This window comes from Paraglaciecola algarum (assembly GCF_021532655.1).
GTDB classification, from domain to species: Bacteria; Pseudomonadota; Gammaproteobacteria; order Enterobacterales; family Alteromonadaceae; genus Paraglaciecola; species Paraglaciecola algarum.
The window spans coordinates 523,218-544,654 of the sequence record NZ_JAKGAS010000001.1 but is presented as its reverse complement, the minus strand read 5'-3'; the positions used below and the strand labels follow the sequence as shown (position 1 = coordinate 544,654).

Sequence of the window (21,437 nt, the reverse complement as noted above, 5' to 3'; positions counted from 1 at the left end):
GCGCTTTAACCTATTTGGCGACATATCAGCCAGTGTCGAATTGAAGCATTATCGATAGTAGCCATCTAGGTTTACGGCGTGACTTGAAGACTCCAATCACCAGCGGCCAATTCAAATTTCAAGTATTTTTCGTCCTCACCTATATAACGAATACCTTGATATTGATCGCTATTGTCGGTTGACCATACGATGCCAGCTTTAAATACTGGCTTGCCATTGATATTCACCGAATTAATCTTGAAGTAAACTTTTGGAATACCAACGATAGCGGTGGCGCCTTTGGGTGACGTTAACCCAATATTGATTTCGTCATTTGTTCGAGATATTTCAAAATCAATATCTCCTTGCACGCTAGGTACCCGCTGCTTTAGCCGTTTCATGTGGGCCATATTGGGCATGATTTGATAGCTTTTCCAAGCTGCCGATGTAGGTTCAATACCTGCAATATATTGACTTAATAACGTACTCGGGGCATTCCATGCGTGGTTTTCTGTGCCACCTTTAGGTAAATATTCAGCCAAGGTAGATAAAGCAGGGTTATCCACTTGCAAGCCATAACGGGTTTTCATTCTGGCTAGTGCATCATCATAACGTCCCGCGATAGCCATCGCGTTGTATACCATCCACTCAAAGTGGGGGCTGGCAAAATGATTTGGAATTAATACATTATCGACGATTTGTTGATATTGCTCCGGCTCTGCCAAACCAAATAAAATCGCGATAGCATTGGCGCGATCGTCTTTGAATTTTTTAGGATTACTGCTGAAAAACCCATCTTGCCAAAATGTTTCTTGGTAGGCTTGTTTCAGTTCGTCAATACGCTGGTTATAAAGCCCTATGTGTGTATCGTCACCTATGGCGATCGCCATTTTACGAGCGGCAACTAACGCGCTGTAATATAAGGCATTGTGAATTGAATCATAATCCACGGTTTCCTGTGGGCCCCAATCGGTCCAACGCCAGTGACCATTTCTCAGTACGATCAAACCGTTATCTTGTTTTTTCCATAAGGATAAATATCTATGTACAAATGGGTATGCGTATTTAACTGTATCTAGATCACCGGTATTGAAATAATAGTGCCAAATCCCTTGTTCGATAAATTGTAAACTTTGTGCCGGTAACTCTCGGAAACGGCCGGGGCCTAAGCCAGCAAAGACACCCGATTCAGAGTCACTAAAGGCCATGGTGACTTTAATCGCTTTTTTCAGTAAGTCGCGACCGGGTTTATCCATTGAGTAAAATAAATAACTGGCTTGGTCGGCAACGTCACCAATCCATAAACCACGTTCACGGTCGGGCGTGTCCATAAAGTTGTCACGAGCACAGACGTAAAGGGTATTTTCTGACATTTGCCAAATACGCGTATACCAGTCATCGTCAGACTCAAAGTGCCCGGGTGTAGTACCCACACCTGTCCAGCGATATTTTAATGCATGAACAGTCACGCCTTTGGGTATGGTGTATTCAATAATTCGGCCATTGGTCCATGAATAGGATTCAAACTGCTGACGACCTGCTTTAGTGGTGTAAAATGTATCGATAGCACTTCGGCTCATATTAGACTTAACATGAATTTGCTGTCCGGCCTGGGCTTCGACATCAAAATAAGGTGTGTAATTTTTATTCAAATCGAGTTTACATTGGATTTTTTTACCATCAGAAATAAATGGAAATTTAGTATCAGGATAGTTAGTACAGTTGGCTAACCCATAATTAGTTAGCAGTGGAATGTCACTTGGAAACAATTCAAAAAACGGTGCCCGTGGTGGAGAGCGTTTGGTTCTGACTGTTTTCCAGTCGGAGTCATCATAACCTGGCATGTACCAAGCTTGATCTGTCCAATCGCCCATTGCTTGACGAGCATCATATTTTACGCTCCAAGCAGCGATACGAATGGGCTTGGTTTTAATAAAGTCTCGTTGGTAAGCATTGTGTTCAATGGCTTTCCATGTGTTGTCTGACACTATGGTTTGTTTGCCCACTTGGGCCTGAAAAATGAAGCCACCAGTGTGACTAGAAATGTGGGTACCTTTGGTCCCATCATCACCCCAGTACCAAGCTAAAGCCGCTATGGTGTTTTTACCTTTTTTTAAATACTTGCTGATATCAACTTGATCAAAATACTTATTGGAAGCAATAGCGTAGTTATCAATTCGTGGCGCCGGTTTGACGGGACTGGGGCCACCAGTAAAACTGCCTTCAAAAACCACCTGTTCACCATTGATCCATAACCAATATTTAGTATCGGCACTAATATAAGCGGTAGCCTGATCACTTATTTCATCAAGGGTAACCTCTTTACGCAGTGCCACCCAAGTATTTGGAATACTGGCTCTATCTTTCGTCCAAATCCAGTTGGCCTGCCATTCAACCGCGCCAGCATTGATTGACATAAACCCAATCAGATAAAAGAATATTAGTGATAACTTTGTTACTTTTTTCACGTTTTACCTATTTATAGTTAATTAAATTAATCTTTTTAAATATTTAAAACTCTTATTAGGATTAGCCGCTAAAGTCAGGATTTGATAACCCACAAAAATAATTTTTTTAATCATTGATTAGGACCTGTTCAAATTCTTTCCGTAGCGTTAGCTAGTTTCTTGAAAAATGTCATCTACCCAACTAGTGTCATGAACATAAGCATAGATGTAACAATATAATCTATTTTTATCCGTCTCAAATAACTCCCTAAGTACATTACTATTAAATACCTCTAATGATGTCGATTGGGATATTTGTTTATGCTTTATTAATTGATGAGCAGACAACCAGCGATCTAATTAAATTTTATAAACTAAATAATTGCATGGACTATAAAATGCGTTAACACTTTCAAAGATTTATGGATACATAATAGTAACATTGCATTAACCATAATCAAGCAAAATGAATCATAAAAAATCATATTAATGCAAAAAAACTATCTATTTAACTAATATCTAGGGGCTGTTGATCTTTGGTGTATGTTTTTGCAGCGAGTTGTGCGGTATTTATACAATAAAGCACGAGTGTGATGTAGTTGTTCTACTTGAATGAGTGATGAAGCAGTAGAAATGCTGCCCGAAGGGTTCTGCCTAAACGCTTTTACTCTTTGTTGCTGGTTTTTGACTTAGTCCACTAGGCCTGTAAACCAGCGCCGCGATTAAAAAGCATTTAGTTTGAATAAAATTTATACACCAAAGATAAACAGCCCCTAATAAAATTAAACAAATAGAAGTATCAATGCCCCGCCACTCTTTATTTCTCTTCATAGCAAAGAATAATAAATTCATAAAATTTAGGATAAGTATTGGAAACAACAAAACAGTAAAACTTAAGCTTTATCCCCACAAGGATCTTGATAATACCATTCCATCTTAATAGTAGCCTTAAGCAAAGTTCAGCAATCGCTAGAGATACAGCACTGATTTAGCTAGTAGATATTCCTTGTCTCTAGACTCTAAATTAGCGCCATGCCTAGTTAATCTGCCGCTTTAATAATTGAACATAATTAAGAAACTAAAGTTACAACTTATATGCATTTCTACTCATCGAGTTTGTTTACGACAATTTATCTAAATGCCGATTTAAGGTTAACTCAACTCGTTTTATTTCACGCATTAAGGATGAACGGCTCATCTCCGCCCATATCCATTGCTTTCCTGCAACCTGCACCACTAAGGCTGCAATAAAACACACGCCCCAGAAAACTTGCTGATCCACAGTTCTCGCACTAAAAAACTCATAACCAGTCCAAAACAACACACCAGACACCAATAAGATCACAAAGTTAACCGCTACAAACCAGCCTTTAAGGCTGCCTCTATATGAGCCTACTATAAAATCAAATAAACCTTTTTCTTCGGCTAAGATAGTGTCAATTTCAGCAGCTTGGTCACTCAATTCATTTTTAATTTTTTGATCAATATTCATATCAAACACTCCCACATTTTTGTTTTAATAATTGCCGAGCTCGATTTAATCGAGACTTAACAGTGCCCACTGGAATTTCAAGCACCACACTTACCTCAGCAACCGTCATGTCATCTAAATAGAATAGATGGATCATATGTTTTTCGATGCCCGGTAATTTATCTATTGCTTCCATTATGGACATAGCTTGATCTTGATCCTTATCCTCATTCAATTGCTTGTCGTCAGGAATACAATCCATATCATCTTGTTCTATATTTGGATCAATCAACTTATGCCGCCCCATACTTTGTCTAATTAAATCTATGGTTTGCCAACGTGTTAAACGATATAACCAACTTTTAAAAGCCCGAGGATCCCTTAATTTTAAAATCGTTTTAGTCGATTTAATCCATGCCTCTTGCGTGGCCTCTTTAGCTATTTCCCGATCATTAGATAATTTGAAAGCAAAACGCACCAGAGCTTGTTGATGACGCTGAAAAAGTAAGCTAAAAGCTTGTTGATTACCCTGCTGGGCAGCCATAACTAATAAATCTTCTTCGGCCTGATCTTTCAACTGCACTCCTTAGTGGATAATGTGTTTGTTAATAATAAGACGTATTGAAATTAATCTGGGTTCATTTAATTTAAATGTTTAGTTAAGGCAGGTGTTGGGATGTTTACCGCTGATTAGCAAACATCCTTTTTTTCTCTAAATCTACTGAAAATGTTTCAATATCAAATCAAACACATCAGTTTGTCTGTATGCTTTACCTTCTTGCAGTTTGTTCGAAGTAGAAACTAAGATAGCGCCTTGTTCTGGTGTGTCGGTAATACGGCCATGGCTACCTTTGACTAATGAAGCATCAAGAGGAATAACATCCATCAGATATCTGAATCCTAATTTTTTCTTTAAAACTCGTTTAATCACAGCTAACAAAGGAAATTTAAATGATGGATCTATAAACATTTCTACCGGGTCGTAACCCACTTTACGATGAATATCTACAGTACGAGCAAACTCTGGGGCTTTGTTATCGTCTAACCAAAAATAATAGGTAAACCAAGCGTTTGAGCGACTAATTGCGACTAAGTCACCACTACGCTCGTGATCTAAGCCGTATTTTTTCTGTTGTTGTTTATCTAACACTTGCTCAATAGCCTCTTTGGCTAACAACAAGGCTTTTATCTCCGCCAATTTACTTTTATCATTTACGTACACATGGGCACATTGATGATCAGAGACGGCAAAAGCTGTGGATGCACCACAATCAATATTTTCTATGCTTTTGTTTTTATAACTTCCGCTGTCCACGAGTGTTTCACGTACATGAATATAGCCTTTTTCACGTAATATTTTATTGATGTGAATAGGCTTATCCACTTGCGTAATGCCATATTCAGACACCAGCATAAACTCAGCATTTTGAGGATAAGCGTTAATCATTTCACCAATAATTTTATCGATAGCTTGAATTTCTGCTGGAATACTTTGGCCATTAGGGCCGAATTTCTGCAAACAGTAGTCTAAGTGGGGTAAGTAGACTAATTGTAGATCAGGCGTATTCAATTCAAATTCTTTGGTCGCAGCATCGGCAATCCATTGGCTCGCGGCAATGCCTGCTTTAGGCCCCCAAAAACTAAAAAAAGGGAATTTTCCAATCTCACTTTCTATTTGTTGATGTAATCCATTGGGAGATGAATACAAATCAAATATTTTATTACCATCGGCTAAATAATGCGGTCTAGGAGTCATGCTGTTATCAACATTGGCGTACATGTTGTACCACCAAAATAACTTAGATATTTTTAAGTCGGGATTGTTTTGTTTTAACACGTCCCATATTTTTTCTGACTGTACAAGCTGATTAGCTTGTTTCCAAAACCCCACTTCAGCTAAATCTTTAAAATACCAACCATTACCTACTATGCCGTGTTCACAGGCTTGTTTACCGGTGAGCATGGCTGATTGTGCTGTGGTGGTAACGGCAGGAAATTCCACTGTTAAAGGTTGGCTTTTATAACCCTTGCTCAATAGTTTATTAATATTTGGGGTGTTATCACCCAACATATACGGACTTAAACCGACCACATTTAATACAACTAATGGAGCTGACATCTTATATATTACACCTATTTTAAAAAAGTATATTCAATCAAACGACAGTCAAAATTCAACCTATAAGGGCTTAAACCTTGAGCAAGTTTCGTTCTATCAATGCTTGTTCTAGCCAACTAAATTCAGCTGCAAAACCTGAGTGCAATCGTTGAGTTTTAGTCTGTTGTTGCGCATTGTCCTGCTGTAAAAAATTCAACCAAGTGTAAGTTTCGATTTCCAAAAATGGACGAATTCTTGGGTTTACTTGCAAAAAGTCTAAGGTTTGTAAAATAGCACTTTGGGTGGCACTCAAAAAATCTAATGGTAAATCAGCAGCACTTTGATTAACCGGTATATGATAATGAATAGTGGCTTCTATCCCCAGCTCATTGTTATTAGCTTGACTATCACTGCAATTAAGTCGCACTTTTTCAAGGCTGGCCATATCGAGATCAGGCAATTCATCAATTAACTTATTGTGGCTAAACACCTTGGTTTGATGGAGGAACTTATTATCAGCAAACAACTTGGTTAACTGTTCAATTTGAGATCGAGTCTGAATAGTGGCTTTAACCGCGTTTGAAATTTGAATTTTGCCTATTTGAATACCGGCTAAGGTTATCGCTTGTAAAGAGTCTACAATACTCTCTCCCATTACCGCTTGGTGACAAGTATCGTAACAACACCCTAAATACCGTAAAACTTTTTCAGAATCAATCCCTTGCTGGTTAGCTGTTGGTAGAAGATGCTCAGTAAAAAAACTCACCAGCTCATGAGTATGTTGCAGTACACAATCTGGCTCCATTTCGATACAAATAACAATTTGCTTGCCGGTTTGGGCTTCTTGGTCGGCTAAAAATGTCACAAGCGACAATAACTGAGCCACCGATTGTTGTTGTTGAGCCGTATTCCAACCTTTTGCATAACCCAAAGGCAAAGTGGAAATAGCCCCCTTACACTCATCAATGGGCAAACATTCAGCCAAAATACTAGCCAAGGATTGAGTATATTCTAACCTTTCTGACTCAGCCCAAGTAGGCAAGTAAACCTTTTGTTTCACCACGGCCTGATGAAAATCACCAAAAGGAAAGCCATTTAAGCTAGTTAAACGCACACCACTTTCTTGTAAAATACGTTTAAAGTCATTTAGGCTAGCTTGATTTCTGAGTTGTTTCGCTGCTTGCTCTGAAAACCATAACCCAGACGCCATATCATTTAGATTTCGTAAATTTTTAACAGAGACAAAATGTTGTTGAATATTGCTTATTACAGACGAAAGATCAGCGCCTGGGTGCACATTGCTGCAATAAGCCAGGCTATTTATAGAATAGGCCATTGGAACTATTTAGCCTTTTTCTACGATAGGCTCTTGACCACGTAAAACCTTATTGTCTTGATAGGTTTTAGTTTGATCAATTAACGGTTTTTTCACCATATCTAGTGAAATGCGTCCACTTTGGGCAAAAAAGTTAATAGGATTGTTAAAGGTCACTTTCTCTACTTGTTCTTTGGTAAAGCCATCAGCAAGCATAGCTTGAGCAGTTTTAGGCACTTTAAGTGGATCGCTCACACCCCAATCTGCGGCGCTATTAATGATCATTTTATCTGTGCCATATTCTTGTAATAATTTAACCATACGAGGCTCAGACATTTTAGTATTCGGATAAATACTATGTCCACGCCAACAGTCTGTTTCTAACACTAACGGCAAGGTTTGTTCGGTTAGGTGATCCACCAGCACCATTTCTTCTGCAATCCCTGACTCTTTAATCACGTCTAAGGTCCTTTTGGTACCCGACACTTTATCTCTGTGAGGAGTATGGATAAGTACTGGTAATTTCATGTCTATGGCAAGCTGTAATTGCTCAGCCAAAAACCTGTCTTCTTCAGGGGTAATATCGTCATAACCAATTTCCCCTACTCCCACTACATTATCTTTTTGACAATAACGAGGTAAGATTTTCATTACCGCTTCTGCCAATTCAATATCATTGGATTCTTTTGGATTTAAACCCATAGTACAAAAGTGCATGATGCCGAATTGCGATGCTCTAAAATGCTCCCAACCTATCAAGGTATCAAAATAGTCAATAAATGACCCTACTTGAGTACGGGGTTGTCCTAGCCAAAATGCTGGCTCAATCACACCGACTATGCCTGCTTCTGCCATATTTTGGTAATCATCAGTGGTGCGGGCTAACATGTGGATATGTGGGTCAAAATATTTCATGATTCTTCCTTTACGCCATTTTATTTTTAAAGCTATGTCAATTATGGCATTTATTATAAATTTCAGATGTTTTTAGCTAGTTATGCTCTAAAGATGATTCTAATTACTTTAACCATGCTCATCGCCACACCAGCAAATGTGATACTATCACATCATTTAAAATAACATCTATCAATAGACTAATTAAAAATGAGGTTTTGCTCCTCAATTAGCGCGCTAACTCTGTCCTTATGCTGAAGGTCAACCTGCGCAAAGTGTTGAGTATACTGTTCAAAATAAGCTTTATGCTCTGTCGTTAAATCAACATACCTTACTGCTAACCAAAGCGATGCGGGAGGAATACGCTCAGCTAGAGCCTGTTCTACCGCATAAGAAAAACACATATTAGACAATTGGACCGAAAGTCTATTTTGCAAGCCTCTAAGGTCAATAATCTGCAACCCCATAAACAGGGCTTTTAAAACCAATTGATTAAAATTTAACTCTGCAAAAAACTCACTCGGATAATCATTATTTAAGGCTAGTGCGGAAAACTCATCTGCACTGTTGCACCTTGCTGCGTTTACCGCTACGTTTACCGCTTCACCATTTGTATCAAGTAGACATAAACCTTTTAACATTGCGGCTTTTTCAGTGCTATCTCCAGCTTGATAATAAGCTTTAAGAATTGCCGATACTTTCAATTCAGGGTGGCTGTTAATCACTTGGCTAATTAGGCATATTCTGACTAATTCGCTGACTTGATTTGAGACAAAATCGTTTTCGTCTAACGTATTTAAAGACACAAGCTTACGTTTAACCACTGCAGATAAGTTTAGTAATTCTTCCTGGGGATCTTCACTGCTTTGTATTTGTTGTAATGCTTCTTGCAACCATTGATTTTCAGCAGATGACAAACAGCTATTGAGCTTATTTATTATTTTTTTGATACTCATATTCATTCAATTATGTAATGGCATTTAAGCGTTTATTTAACATGCGGGTGGGTGGTAACAAGGCAATAATAATAAATGCAAACCAGTAGTGTCCAGCCATAGCCACTAATAATGCATCTAATGGGATAACCCCTATCACCATAAATATAATCATCTGCTGGATACTGGCCGGACTAAAGGTTTGGAAGACTAGGCGTAACTTATTTAACACTAAACATGACCATACAAGTAACAAACCCCAAGCGAGCCAGCGTTGAATACCTGTCACTGCAAAACTGTTTTCAAGCAAATATCCACTAGAAAACATAGTGATCAACAAAGTAAAGGCCGTAAACCAAATAACATGTTTATTTTGAGCTGTGGTTTCTTGTTTACTTAAATAGGTTAACCCCGTGATGTAAGCAAAAATGGGGACTGCGATTAAAAAGCTCTGAGTAGACAAAGCCACAAAACTCGCACCAAGCAACCAATTTAAATAACGACATGCCGCCATACAAAAAGAGCCGAACAAGCCTTCTTTAATTAGACCATTATACCCAATGATTGCGACACATAAGGCTAAGCCCACATATCCAGAAAGTGTACTGAAGCTAAACGACAATATAAGACCAACTACCATCAGCCCTGCCCCTATCATCCAAGCCTTATTGAGAGAAACATTTCCACTCGGAATAGGGCGTGACGGCCTTTGCGCTAAATCTTCTTTAAAATCGAAACAATCATTTAATGTCATACCTGCAAAATAAAAACACACACTGGCAAACAACAAATAAATAATACTTAAGTTTAATTGCCCATTCGTCATAAGTACTGAGGCGGCCAATATATTAGACAAGGCAGTAAAACCAGCTGGTGCTCGAACAAGCTTTAGATAGTGAATGATATTTTGTGTCATTACCAAGAGGCCATTAGTTAAGGCTCATTAAATTATCTAAGGCTTGGGCCATCAGAGCTTCATCAATTTGATTGACTTCAAAGCCAGTACCGATATCACTTAAAAGTGTAATACATAAATTTCCTCCCAAATGTTCTTTAAACTCAGCTAGAGCCTTAACAACATTTAATTCTTTTAGTACGGGGTGAACTAAGTCAAACCCAACATCCTCTAATAGTGTGATAATTTTATTAACTTGCTGCTGCGTGATATGCCCTTTTAAACCAGAATAAATACTATCCAAAGCAATACCGATTGCCACGGCTTCACCATGGCGTAATTCATTATTGGTTAATTCCTCTAATTTATGGGCAGACCAATGACCAAAATCTAGAGGGCGAGCAGAGCCTAACTCGAATGGGTCACCCGAGGTGGCAATATGATCTAAATGTGCCTGAGCACATTTAATAATCATATGTTTAGTCGAAGCCTCCTCAAAATAAGCTAAAGCGTGTCTGGAATCATATAATTCATCGAAAAAAGCAGGATCTTTAATTAATGCTACTTTGACCGCTTCAGCAATACCTGCTCGTTTATCTCTTGGTGATAAAGTTTGTAATAAATTTAAATCGTTAATGACCGCAAAAGGAGGGGCAAAGGTACCGACAAAGTTTTTACGTTTATGATAATTAACTGCATTTTTTACCCCGACACCTGCATCATTTTGTCCTAATACAGTCGACGGCATTCGAATTAAACGCACACCACGGTGAGCTGTAGCAGCGGCAAAACCTACAGCATCAACCACAGCTCCCCCGCCCACTACCAAAATGTAGGAATGACGGTCAATTTCATATTTTTCTACTGCTGAATAAATATCATCAATAACTGATCCATCATTTTTACAATCCTCACCAGCAGGCACAATCATACTTGGCAAACTTTGAATATTATGGTGTTCACAATACTGTTCAATTCGAACCGCCAAATCAGGATTAGTTTGATCGACGCCCTCATCAATAATGGCTAATAACTTTGGTGATTCAGACAAGTTATCAATTAAATCAATCAAGGTACTGTCTTGCACATCAAAACAATTACGGGTGAAAAAAACTGAATATTGAAAATTTATGGTGAATTTTTGGCAGATCACCTGCCTAGAAGCGCTTTTTTGTGAAGACATAACTTAAGAAGACCTAGATTGTGAATACATGACTACTAACCTTAATAACGGCTGCAAATCAACTTAATACCAATACAGCCATTAGGTATTAAACAGTTCCCACTAGATTATATGATTACAATTAAATAATTGGCATATATCACATATCAACTAACGCCCAAGTTCGTTTTCGAGTAGGCCTTACAAAGTTTAACTTGAATTGGTATCGCGGAGTAACTGATAAAACTGATAGATTACCAAAATTTACTACAAGTCTTAATATTACCTAAAATTTCATAACCTGAATACAAAAAAATGTTAACCAAATGTGTCAACCACCTGCAATCACTAGTAATGTCAAACAAACCATAAAAGTGATTAATTGAATTAGATAAACTATTTACCCCCCATTCAATTTTAAGATAATGTAATATAAATTAACATTTATATATTTCGAGTTGTGTTTTTATAAATACAGCTAAGTAGTTAAGCAGAAAACCACATGACAAACCAACATTCACCTAGCATCTACTGGCACGATTATGAAACTTGGGGAGCTAACCCACAAAAGGATTTCCCTTGTCAGTTTGCTGGGATCAGAACGGATCTTGATTTAAATATTATTAGCGAGCCGTTAATGCTTTACTGTCAAATACCCAATGACTGTTTACCCAACCCAATGGCTTGCCTAATTACGGGTATTACCCCTCAGAAAACCCTAAATAGTGGCTTGATTGAAAGAGAGTTTATTGCGCAAATTCATGCTGAATTTGCCAAACCTCAAACCTGTGTTGCCGGCTATAACAATATTCGATTCGATGACGAAATCACTCGCTATACCTTGTACCGTAATTTTTATGACCCTTATGCTCGTGAATGGCAAAACGGCAATAGTCGTTGGGACATTATTGATCTAGCTAGAGCCTGTTATGCTTTGAGACCAGATGGTATTGAGTGGCCCAAAAAAGAAAGTGGCACGCCAAGCTTTAAATTGGAAGATTTAACCCAAGCCAATGACATAGAACATCAAGATGCCCACGATGCGATGTCTGACGTATACGCCACCATAGCCATAGCTAAGCTTATCAAGCAAACCCAGCCTAAGTTATATGATTATGTGTTTCAACTTAGGAACAAAAAGAAAGTGCTGGAGATGATTGATTGCGAACAACTGGTGCCTTTGGTGCATGTATCATCAAAAATATCAGCTGAACATGGCTGTTGTACTTGGATTGTTCCTATTGGTTTTCACCCAACTAATAAAAACGCGGTGATTGTACTAAATTTGGCCAACGATCCCTCCCCCTTGTATAAGTTAAGTTCAGAGCAGATTAAAGAAAAGTTATACACTCCAACAAACATGTTGGAAGATGGTGAACAAAGACTTCCAATTAAACTGATACATGTAAATAAGTGTCCAGTATTGGCTCCTGCAAAAACACTTACTGCAGAAAATGCTCAGAGGTTAAGCATCAATCGAGCAGAGTGTTTAGAAAACCTGCAGAAAATTAAAGAGCAACCATCCTTACTTGCCAAATTACAGCAGGTTTATATTGAAAGCGAAGACAGACTCCCACTTGACGCCGACCATGCGTTATATTCAGGTGGATTCTTTTCTTCTGCTGATAAATATTTAATGGATAAAGTAGTGCATGCAGATTTACAAGCATTGACTGAGTTAACTTTACCTTTCGAAGATGAGCGACTACACACGTTATTGTTTAGATACAGAGCTAGGAACTTCCCTCAATCCCTAAGTCAAGCCGAAACCGAAAAGTGGCAACGCTATAGGCAGGTTAAATTAACTGACGAATCATCAAATGCGAGCATGAATTTGCCCGAGTTTTTGCAGCAAATCGAACATTTGAGTAATGAATATGCCAATCATCCAGAAAAGTTAAATATTCTCAAGGCACTCTATAACTATGCAAATAACCTTTAAAATTAGATAACAGGTATTAAAAACCTTATTCAACTAATATATATTGTCAATAAGCCGATACATAACTGACTAAATGACGAAAGCTGTATATCTCATTATAAAGAATAAAATAGGCGATTAAATGCTCGGAATAACCTTAGAAGTCGACAAAACCAATACCTATTTGGATATTACTATTGAGCCAGAAAAATTACAAAAGCCAATAGATGCCAAAACTGTATTTCATTTAATTAAAGAAAGTAACTATGCAAAGTTTTTTATCTTTGATGAAAATGTTATCGAATTAATAAGTAGTTTTAAAAACGCCACAGCCGACAATAACCGAGCACCGATTTCGCAACGAGTTGGCGAGCGCCGAGACACCAGCATCAAGTGCACAATCGTAGAAGGACAACTTTCAGCCATAGTTAGCTTAACCTGTGGTTACGCTGGCAAAATCCCTAGCTTACAGGAAATTAAGGCAGAACTGGCTAAAGTAGGCGTTAAACGAGGGATAAGTACAAAACGTTTAGCACAATTGTCTAAACAAGTTCAAGAAGGTCAGTCAGGCGAAACGTTTGAGGATACCATTGCCAAAGGTCTACCTCCTAGAGCGGGCAAACCATCTAAACTTCAGCCATTAGTTCAAAATGCATTAGAACGGATCCTTGCCCCCCAAACTAAGGGAAATGAACGAGTAGACATGCGCAATTTAGGGGCGATTATTTGTGTTAAAAAAGGGGATGAGTTATTACGCCGTTTACCCCCAACCGAAGGCCGAGCGGGTTATACGGTAACTGGCGATACTATAGTCCCCAAACCAGGCGAATGGCTAAAATTTAAACCTGGTGACGGCACTGTAATTAGTGACCACGACGAAAACCTGTTAATTGCAGATATTTCTGGTATGCCCAAATTTAAACAACAAAAAATGTGGGTGGATGATACTTTTACCTGTAAAGGCGTGAACGTAGGAACAGGCAATGTGGAATATGACGGCGCCGTTTTAGTTAACGGCGATGTCACTGAAAACATGCGGATCATTGCTAGTGGTGACATCACCATAAATGGATTTGTTGAATCAGCTTATATTCAAGCCGGTGGCGATATTATTATCACCGAAGGTGCAATGGGCAAAGTAAATGATGCTTTGACAGAATATAGTACAACCTTAGTGTCACAAGGCAGTATTCACATTCAACATGGCCAAGGTTTAGACATAAAATGTAATGGTAATGTCAGTATTGGTCGCCAATTAGCCTATAGCCGCATTGAGTCAAAAGGTAAAGTAACTGTAGGCGCCGTAGACAAACCCAATGGTAATATTTTTGCTTGTTCAATAAAATGTTATGAGCAATTTAGTGCGGGTACTATCGGAGCAGTTTCCGGCAGTAGTCTCAATATTGATTTCAGTGAAGGTTTTAATAATTTATTAGAGAGAAAAGACACCCTTGATGACTTAGTCAAACAAATATCGGACAACAACTATAGACATATGGAGCGTATGAATATTATTAACTCCAAATATGTGCCTAAAGAAATGCAGCACCGAGTCGACGAAGCGAATCAATTATTCCAAGGAGAAAGCCAATTATTACAATGGCTACATGTTAAAGCGAAGGAAATGCAGCAATCTAAAGAAACCTACCAAGCTAATTTACAAATGGTCGCAAATAAAAAGATTTACCCAGGCGTTACATTAAAATTAAACAACCGTACATGGCGAGCCGACAGAGAATATGACCGCTCAAAAGTTGCATTTCAGGGGCATCAGTGGGAATTCGAACCGATCACATCAAAAATGTGAATATAATTGTCGATGTTAAAACTGGATAAAAACCTATTTACTTAATGCTTCAGCTAATATATTGATTGCTTCTTGTTCAACTAGTGCCAACTCACCGTCAGCTAATGCAACTTCATTCACCAGCCTTAAAGCTTACTGTTTAATGTCAGTATCAAGCAATAAGCTGGCTCGGTGTAAAATAAACTCATCAAAATTATTAGTTTTAATTGAGGCATAACATTTTAGTAAGGTGTCGCGATAATAATCTTGTTTGCTTATCTCAGCAGTCCAATCTAACGAAGCCAACCAATTTTGCATAAATTGTGTTTCTTGTTGATTTACTTCGCCATCTGCCGCAACTAATAATAACCCTAAATCAAACATGGCTTGTCTTTGTTGTTGATCCAGACAGTGATTCATATCAATAGATTGTAGCAAGTGATCAAAATGCATAGCGCTAATCCTTAAAAGTAATTGTTATTTTTGTTAATTTGTTTAGCCAGTAAAATTGAGAATTTCTTAGCTTTGCTTTAGGCTAGTCGAAAATTTTCCAGTTGGTGTCTTAAATGATAAAAAATGATCCGAATCCACAATATATTGCCAATCCTGAACGTTACCAAAATATGTCTTATCCTAGATGTGGAAATAGCGGATTACGCCTTCCGTCCTTGTCGCTGGGGTTATGGCAAAACTTTGGCGCAGTCGATTCATTATCGAATGCTCAAGCTATGTTACACAGAGCCTTTGATCTAGGCATAAACCACTTTGACTTAGCCAACAACTATGGTCCTCCGTTTGGCTCTGCTGAAAGCACTTTTGGCCAAATAATGGCTAAGAGTTTAAAACCGTACCGCGACGAATTGTTGATTTCTAGTAAAGCAGGATACGACATGTGGGCTGGTCCATATGGTATAGGAGGATCCAGAAAATATTTAGTCTCTAGTTGTGATCAAAGTTTAAAGCGTACCGGTCTAGATTACTTCGATGTGTTTTATTCACATTGTTACGACCCAGAAACACCGATTGAAGAAACTATGCAAGCTCTAGATTATATAGTTCGTTCTGGCCGGGCTTTGTATGTTGGGATCTCCAACTATTCGCCTATCCACACTAAACAAGCAATTCGAATTCTGAAAGAATTAGGCACCCCCTTGTTAATCCACCAAAACAGATACAGTATGTTTGAACGCGAAATGGAACAAGGTTTGACTGATGTATTCAAAGACGAAGGTTTAGGTTCAATTGTGTTTTCACCTTTAGCGCAAGGCTTTTTAACCAATAAATATCTTAAAGGCATTCCTGAAGGCTCAAGAGCCTCTCGAAGTGAACAAATCTACTTAAATGCCGATCAGATCAGCAAAGACAAAATTGCCAAGGTTGTTAAATTAAACAAACTTGCAGAGCAACGAGGTCAAACTCTGGCTCAAATGGCAGTGGCTTGGGTGCTAAATAATGAAGCGGTGACCAGTGCAATCATTGGGGCAAGCAAAGTCAGCCAAATAGAAGACTGTGTGGCAGCTTTAAATTGTGCTGATTTCACTGAACAGGAGTTACACAGCATAGATACTATTTTGGAAGGTTAATCTTGTCAGCTCATTTAGCCTTAGTGAATCCCAAGAGTCCGCAAAATATGGGGAGTATTTTGCGCGCTGCAGGTTGTTATCAAGTACAAAGTATTCGTTATTCAGGTGAAAGGTATGCAAGAGCAAGTGCGTTTTTTACTGATACTAAAAATGCGCATTTAAATATACCGCTCACCCAAGTAGCCGATATTGTTGCACCTGTTTCTGAGCAAACACTGGTTAAAGTAGGCATAGAGTTAGTTGAAGGGGCCACCCCTTTACCAACGTTTGAGCATCCAGAACATGCCTTATATATTTTTGGCCCAGAAGATGGATCGTTAAGCCAAGAAATTGTCAATCAGTGTGATCATGTAGTTTATGTTCCCACTGTAGGCTGCATGAATCTAGCGGCCACAGTGAATGTGCTTTTGTATGACAGACTTGCAAAGACAACCACTATGCCAAAAGACGATAAAGTTGTCATAAACAGCCGAGATACCAATAACCGCACTAAATTTCTAAAATAATCCTTGCCAATGCCCTTGTAGTATCCAAGGGCACACATAACACCAACTTGATTAATACTGGTAATTATTTTTCACAATAAACTTATCGACTCAAAAACAACAAGGGGCATTTAATCTTTGCCCTCTAAACCACAACCCGTTTTCCGTCCAAAGCCATAGATTTATACATAGCATCAACAATTTTCATGTCTTGTAAACCTTCTGCCCCAGAGACTTTACTGATTTTATTATCTCTTATACATGCTATGAAATCATCGATCTGTAAAGCTTGCTGATTGACCTCATGAGGCAGTAATCTTTGTTTACCCAATATACCTCCCACATTAGCATAACTATAAGCCGGCTCTAATCTGGCTTTACCTTTTTGATAGGATACAAATAGCTCATTGGCTTTCATATTGTAAGAGGTTGTATGGTTCGAGATCAGCCCGCCAGGAAATTCCATTTGCCACATCACGGTTTCTTCCACACTGTTAAATTTAATTGGATCAGTTTTGTATTCAACCGCTCGCACTGCAATAGGCTCTAGCCCTGTGGCATATCTAGCGGCTTGAATACAATAAATGCCAATATCCATAATTGGCCCTCCGCCAGCTAACTCTTTTTTCAGTCGCCATTGTTTGGGATTACCAATCGTAAAAGAAAAATCCGATCTTACATGGTTTATTGGCCCTAAAGGTAAGCTTTGACCAGCTTGTTCTATGAGCAAAGTGTTGGGCTCAAATTGCAATCGGTAACCAACTGACAATTTAACCCCAGCTTTATCACAAGCGTTGATCATCTCCTTACACTCAGCAGCATTCATACCCATAGGCTTTTCGGTAATCACATGTTTTCCGGCCTTGGCTGCACGAATAACAAACTCTTTATGCATGGAATTTGGTAATACAACATAAACAACATCAATGCTTTTGTCTGAAATTATTTTATCGAAATTTTGATAGTTATATATATGCGCTCTAGCAATATCGTATTTATCTGCCCATAACTTTTCTTTACTTGGCGTGCCTGTCACTATGCCCGCTAAATAGGCGTTTTTTGACTCGAGTAGAGCGGGCGCAAGTTGATTCGTTGAATAATTACCTAACCCAACTAAGGCTACACCTAACTTTTTGGCCTTTGGCTTTGTGGCCATAACGCTGGTTGCGAAAGAGCTAGCGCCTATCGATAACACCCCTGCTCCGACAGCTTTTACAAATTTACGTCTGCTGGTTTGCTTATTTTTATTATTATTCATGTTTAAAATCCAATTTTTATTAAGTTTTTAGATATCACAAGTTCAAGTTATATACTAAGTCGATTGTGTAGAAATACAACACAGAAGTTCAGCAAACCATTGCGTATTAATATTGATACCAAATAAAAAAAAGAATGAATCTTTACACACATAAAAAATAACATCTTGTTAGAATAGATCATCAAGTAGTGAATACTAGTAACCAACTTAAGGAAAATTTGGTAGTGTTAAAACTTATGGGCTTTGTGTCAGGGCGGCTTCAATCATATAAAGATGTTTGGTCTAAATCTTTATCTGTGACCTTATTTTTTATAACTTCTCTTATATTTTTTCCACTTATTTATCACTTTAGTATTGCTTTGCAACCTAGTAAAATACAGGCTTCAAATGGCTTAGTCTCAATTAAGCATTCTGATTTTTCATCAAGAAACACCTTAGCGTTAGCTGGAGAGTGGGCTTTTTATTGGCAACAGCTTTTAGATCCAGAACAAATAAAATCTACTAAAGTGTCTCCTTCCTTTGTACAAGCAAATGGTGGTTGGCAATCCCAAAGTAACAAACAAAGCTATCAGGCCATAGGTTATGCAACTTATCATTTAGATCTTAGCTTACAAACCAATTCAAATAATTTGGCATTACAAATCCCTGCAATAGAAAGTGCCTATAAAGTATTTGTTAACTCGGATTTAATGGCCACAGGTGGTCAAGTAAGCGATATAGAATCAAGTGCAAGGCCTAATTATCACACCACTATTGTCAAAATACCTGATGGTTTAACACACTTTTCTATTACCTTGCAGGTGTCTAATTACCATTCAAGTTGGGGCGGTTTATGGAAACCAATTGTACTTGGTGACATCCACGCTTTACATACTCTACAAAGAGATAAAGTTGCTCTGAGTATGTTTATCCTTGGAACCTTATTAATTACTGTTGTTCACTCTTTAATCCAATATTTTTTACGACCTAAGGATAACATCCCTCTAGTATTTGCATGTTTATGTATCTTGCTGTTTCTTCGAGAGTTTACCGTAGAACATATGAGTTTTATATTATCAACACTTACTGGCGGGTTTGTACTAATCACTAAGCTAAACTTCTTTAGCTATTATGCAGGCTTTCCAGTTGGACTATATTTTTTCCATTTGTGTTACCCCAAGGAGTTTCACCGTAAATTTTGTATCTTAATGTATTCAATTTGTACTTTATTTTCGATTTTTGTTTTGGTTTTCCCCACTCGTTATTTCGGTGGGTCTGTGGTTATATTTCAGCTGCTAGCTGTGGTGATTATGTTTTACATATTCCAAAGAACTTGGTTAGCAATGAAGAACAACCGAAGAGGCGCTGGGGTTATGTTACTTGGCTCTATAATCGCCTTTGGTTTTGTATTTAACGATATTTTAAATATGAATAACCTAATTAGTACAGGACGATTTTTTAGCTTAGGTGTAATAGGTTTTATTGTCTGCCAAAGTTTTGTGACCAATGGTCGATTTGACAATTACATCGATAAAAATGCTGCTCTAACTGAAAAACTAAAAGAACGAAATGCTGATTTAGAGCTACTCAGTGGATTACTAGAAACAAAAGTTGAACAAAGAACTCAACAACTTCAAAAAGCTAATAAAGAACTGAAAGCTTTAGCCAATAATGATCCTTTAACTAAAGCTTACAATCGTCATGGTATACAACAATATATTATGGCGGCATTTGAAAGATATCGCCGCACGCAAGAACCTTTTAGTATCTTAATTTTGGATTACGACCACTTTAAACAGATTAACGATAATTATGGCCACGATGTAGGCGACCTAGTGTTAATGACTGGCGCAGATTTAATTAAACAAACCATGCGTGAGCAAGACAAACTGGCTAGGTGGGGAGGTGAAGAGTTTCTTGTATTACTACCTGGTACAGATCTAGAAGGTGCTTTATCTATTGGCCAAAAACTAAAAGATAAAATCAGTGCCAAACCCATAGGACAACCATTAGGTATAACAGTCACAGTGACTATAGGTGTGGCTCAAATTCAACCTGCTGAAAGCTTTGATAAGCTATTTAAAAGAGCGGATGACGCGCTATACAAGGGAAAACAAGCCGGTAGAAATCAAATATGTCATTAACACAAAAGATTAGGGGCTTTTTCTATTTTTGGAGGATGGGGCCAATTCATCGAATTCCGGCTGTTGTTCTCTAATCGCGACACTTATAGGGTCTTCATGGATAATAATTTCACTACTTGGAAAAATTGCTAATAAACTTTTTTCAATCTGATCAGAAATTTTGTGGACATTTATTAGAGTTAAATCATCAGCTAGTTCGAGATGAAACTGAATAAAGATAGTGGTACCCGACGAACGCGTGCGCAGATCATGTATACCTTTTGTATCAGGATGGGCGTTAACAACAGCTGTAATTCGTTGCCTATCGCTATTAGACATTTCTTTATCCATCAAATGATCATAAGACTCGGTAACAATCTCCCAAACTGAATACAAAATGTAGATTGCAATCAAAATGGCAAACAATGGATCAAAGCCTGACCACCCTGTTGACGCTAACCATAAGGCGAGTAAAACAGTGCCATTAACAAGAATATCGGTTTGGTAATGTAAACTGTCGGCCTTAATCGCTGTAGATCCGGTTTGACTGTATACGTACCTTTGAAACACGATCAGAAAGCTGGTTAAGATAATGGACCAAACCATTACTGCCATACCTACCCCTACTTCTTCAACAGCCACAGGGTTTAACATACGACGACTCGATTCGAGTAATAAAAATACCGCCGACCCGGCGATAAACATAGCTTGGGCCATACCTGCCAATGCCTCAGCTTTGCCATGGCCAAATCTATGCTCTTTATCTGCGGGAGACAATGCATGACGCACAGCAAGCAGATTTATCAAAGATGCCACTAAATCTAAACTTGAGTCCACTAAAGTTGCCAACAAACTCACCGAATCCGACAACAACCAAGCCCATATTTTGCTACTAATTAATATCAAAGCCACACTAAAAGAAGCATACGTAGCCCAACGCATTAACTGGGCTTTGGTATCTTGAGACAATGATTTATTTTGCTTCATTAAATTTAAGATCTCGAATGAAAATAAGACTTGGATATTTTGTCATTCTAATATCATTTACAGAACAGTGCAGCTTGAAAGGCACTTATTGCTGATAAATAAAAATTGACTTAATAGAT

17 protein-coding genes are annotated in these 21,437 nt (G+C 38.2%); 5 read left to right on the top strand and 12 right to left on the bottom strand.

Features of this window, described 5'->3' with window-relative positions:
- Positions 1-71 precede the first annotated feature (71 nt).
- The 9 genes from L0668_RS02345 to L0668_RS02305 all read right to left on the bottom strand — a co-directional run bounded on the left by L0668_RS02345 (position 72) and on the right by L0668_RS02305 (position 11,217).
- The gene (locus tag L0668_RS02345) at positions 72-2,447 is read right to left on the bottom strand and encodes an alpha-L-rhamnosidase-related protein (RefSeq protein ID WP_235310446.1); all 2,376 of its coding nucleotides are present in this window, start codon (positions 2,445-2,447) and stop codon (positions 72-74) included.
- Positions 2,448-3,546: 1,099 nt separating this feature from the next.
- A complete protein-coding gene (locus tag L0668_RS02340; RefSeq protein ID WP_235310445.1) occupies positions 3,547-3,918 on the bottom strand; it encodes a DUF6768 family protein in 372 nt (123 codons plus the stop codon).
- Position 3,919: 1 nt separating this feature from the next.
- Positions 3,920-4,474, bottom strand: a complete 555-nt coding sequence (locus L0668_RS02335; RefSeq protein WP_235310444.1) for an RNA polymerase sigma factor — start codon at positions 4,472-4,474, stop codon at positions 3,920-3,922.
- Positions 4,475-4,615: 141 nt separating this feature from the next.
- Positions 4,616-6,016 carry an alkaline phosphatase family protein gene (locus L0668_RS02330; RefSeq protein WP_235310443.1) on the bottom strand — a complete coding sequence of 467 codons (1,401 nt, stop codon included), beginning with the start codon at positions 6,014-6,016 and terminating at the stop codon, positions 4,616-4,618.
- 70 nt (positions 6,017-6,086) lie between these two features.
- On the bottom strand, positions 6,087-7,331 hold the full coding sequence (gene eboE, locus L0668_RS02325; RefSeq protein WP_235310442.1) for a metabolite traffic protein EboE: 1,245 nt from the start codon (positions 7,329-7,331) through the stop codon (positions 6,087-6,089).
- Positions 7,332-7,340: 9 nt separating this feature from the next.
- On the bottom strand, positions 7,341-8,225 hold the full coding sequence (locus L0668_RS02320; protein ID WP_235310441.1) for a TatD family hydrolase: 885 nt from the start codon (positions 8,223-8,225) through the stop codon (positions 7,341-7,343).
- Between the two features lie 179 nt (positions 8,226-8,404).
- Positions 8,405-9,160: an EboA domain-containing protein gene (locus L0668_RS02315; RefSeq protein WP_235310440.1), complete on the bottom strand. Its 756-nt coding sequence runs from the start codon at positions 9,158-9,160 to the stop codon at positions 8,405-8,407.
- A 10-nt stretch (positions 9,161-9,170) separates the two neighbouring features.
- Positions 9,171-10,055 (bottom strand): UbiA family prenyltransferase, encoded by an 885-nt coding sequence (locus L0668_RS02310; RefSeq protein WP_235310439.1) that lies wholly within the window; start codon positions 10,053-10,055, stop codon positions 9,171-9,173.
- A 13-nt stretch (positions 10,056-10,068) separates the two neighbouring features.
- Positions 10,069-11,217 carry a 3-dehydroquinate synthase gene (locus L0668_RS02305; protein WP_235310438.1) on the bottom strand — a complete coding sequence of 383 codons (1,149 nt, stop codon included), beginning with the start codon at positions 11,215-11,217 and terminating at the stop codon, positions 10,069-10,071.
- Positions 11,218-11,698: 481 nt separating this feature from the next.
- Here L0668_RS02305 and sbcB point away from each other — a divergent pair, with 481 nt between their 5' ends.
- On the top strand, positions 11,699-13,138 hold the full coding sequence (sbcB, locus tag L0668_RS02300; RefSeq protein WP_235310437.1) for an exodeoxyribonuclease I: 1,440 nt from the start codon (positions 11,699-11,701) through the stop codon (positions 13,136-13,138).
- A 121-nt stretch (positions 13,139-13,259) separates the two neighbouring features.
- Positions 13,260-14,924, top strand: a complete 1,665-nt coding sequence (locus L0668_RS02295; RefSeq protein WP_235310436.1) for a flagellar assembly protein A — start codon at positions 13,260-13,262, stop codon at positions 14,922-14,924.
- 132 nt (positions 14,925-15,056) lie between these two features.
- Here L0668_RS02295 and L0668_RS02290 read toward each other — a convergent pair whose 3' ends face one another.
- Positions 15,057-15,356: a TerB family tellurite resistance protein gene (locus L0668_RS02290; protein ID WP_235310435.1), complete on the bottom strand. Its 300-nt coding sequence runs from the start codon at positions 15,354-15,356 to the stop codon at positions 15,057-15,059.
- Positions 15,357-15,469: 113 nt separating this feature from the next.
- Here L0668_RS02290 and L0668_RS02285 point away from each other — a divergent pair, with 113 nt between their 5' ends.
- Both L0668_RS02285 and L0668_RS02280 read left to right on the top strand, forming a co-directional pair.
- Positions 15,470-16,486 carry an aldo/keto reductase gene (locus L0668_RS02285; protein ID WP_235310434.1) on the top strand — a complete coding sequence of 339 codons (1,017 nt, stop codon included), beginning with the start codon at positions 15,470-15,472 and terminating at the stop codon, positions 16,484-16,486.
- Positions 16,487-16,488: 2 nt separating this feature from the next.
- Entirely contained in the window at positions 16,489-16,992 is a 504-nt protein-coding gene (locus L0668_RS02280; protein WP_235310433.1) for an RNA methyltransferase, read from the top strand.
- A 124-nt stretch (positions 16,993-17,116) separates the two neighbouring features.
- Here L0668_RS02280 and L0668_RS02275 read toward each other — a convergent pair whose 3' ends face one another.
- Complete coding sequence (locus L0668_RS02275) at positions 17,117-18,229, bottom strand: Gfo/Idh/MocA family protein (RefSeq protein WP_235310432.1); 1,113 nt, start codon at positions 18,227-18,229, stop codon at positions 17,117-17,119.
- Positions 18,230-18,453: 224 nt separating this feature from the next.
- On the opposite strand from L0668_RS02275, the gene L0668_RS20825 reads away from it, so the two are divergent.
- Complete coding sequence (locus L0668_RS20825) at positions 18,454-20,352, top strand: sensor domain-containing diguanylate cyclase (RefSeq protein WP_235310431.1); 1,899 nt, start codon at positions 18,454-18,456, stop codon at positions 20,350-20,352.
- Positions 20,353-20,361: 9 nt separating this feature from the next.
- On the opposite strand, the gene L0668_RS02265 is transcribed toward L0668_RS20825, so the two are convergent.
- Positions 20,362-21,318, bottom strand: coding sequence for a cation diffusion facilitator family transporter (locus L0668_RS02265; protein ID WP_235310430.1), 957 nt, complete (start codon positions 21,316-21,318; stop codon positions 20,362-20,364).
- Between the last annotated feature and the right edge of the window lie 119 nt (positions 21,319-21,437).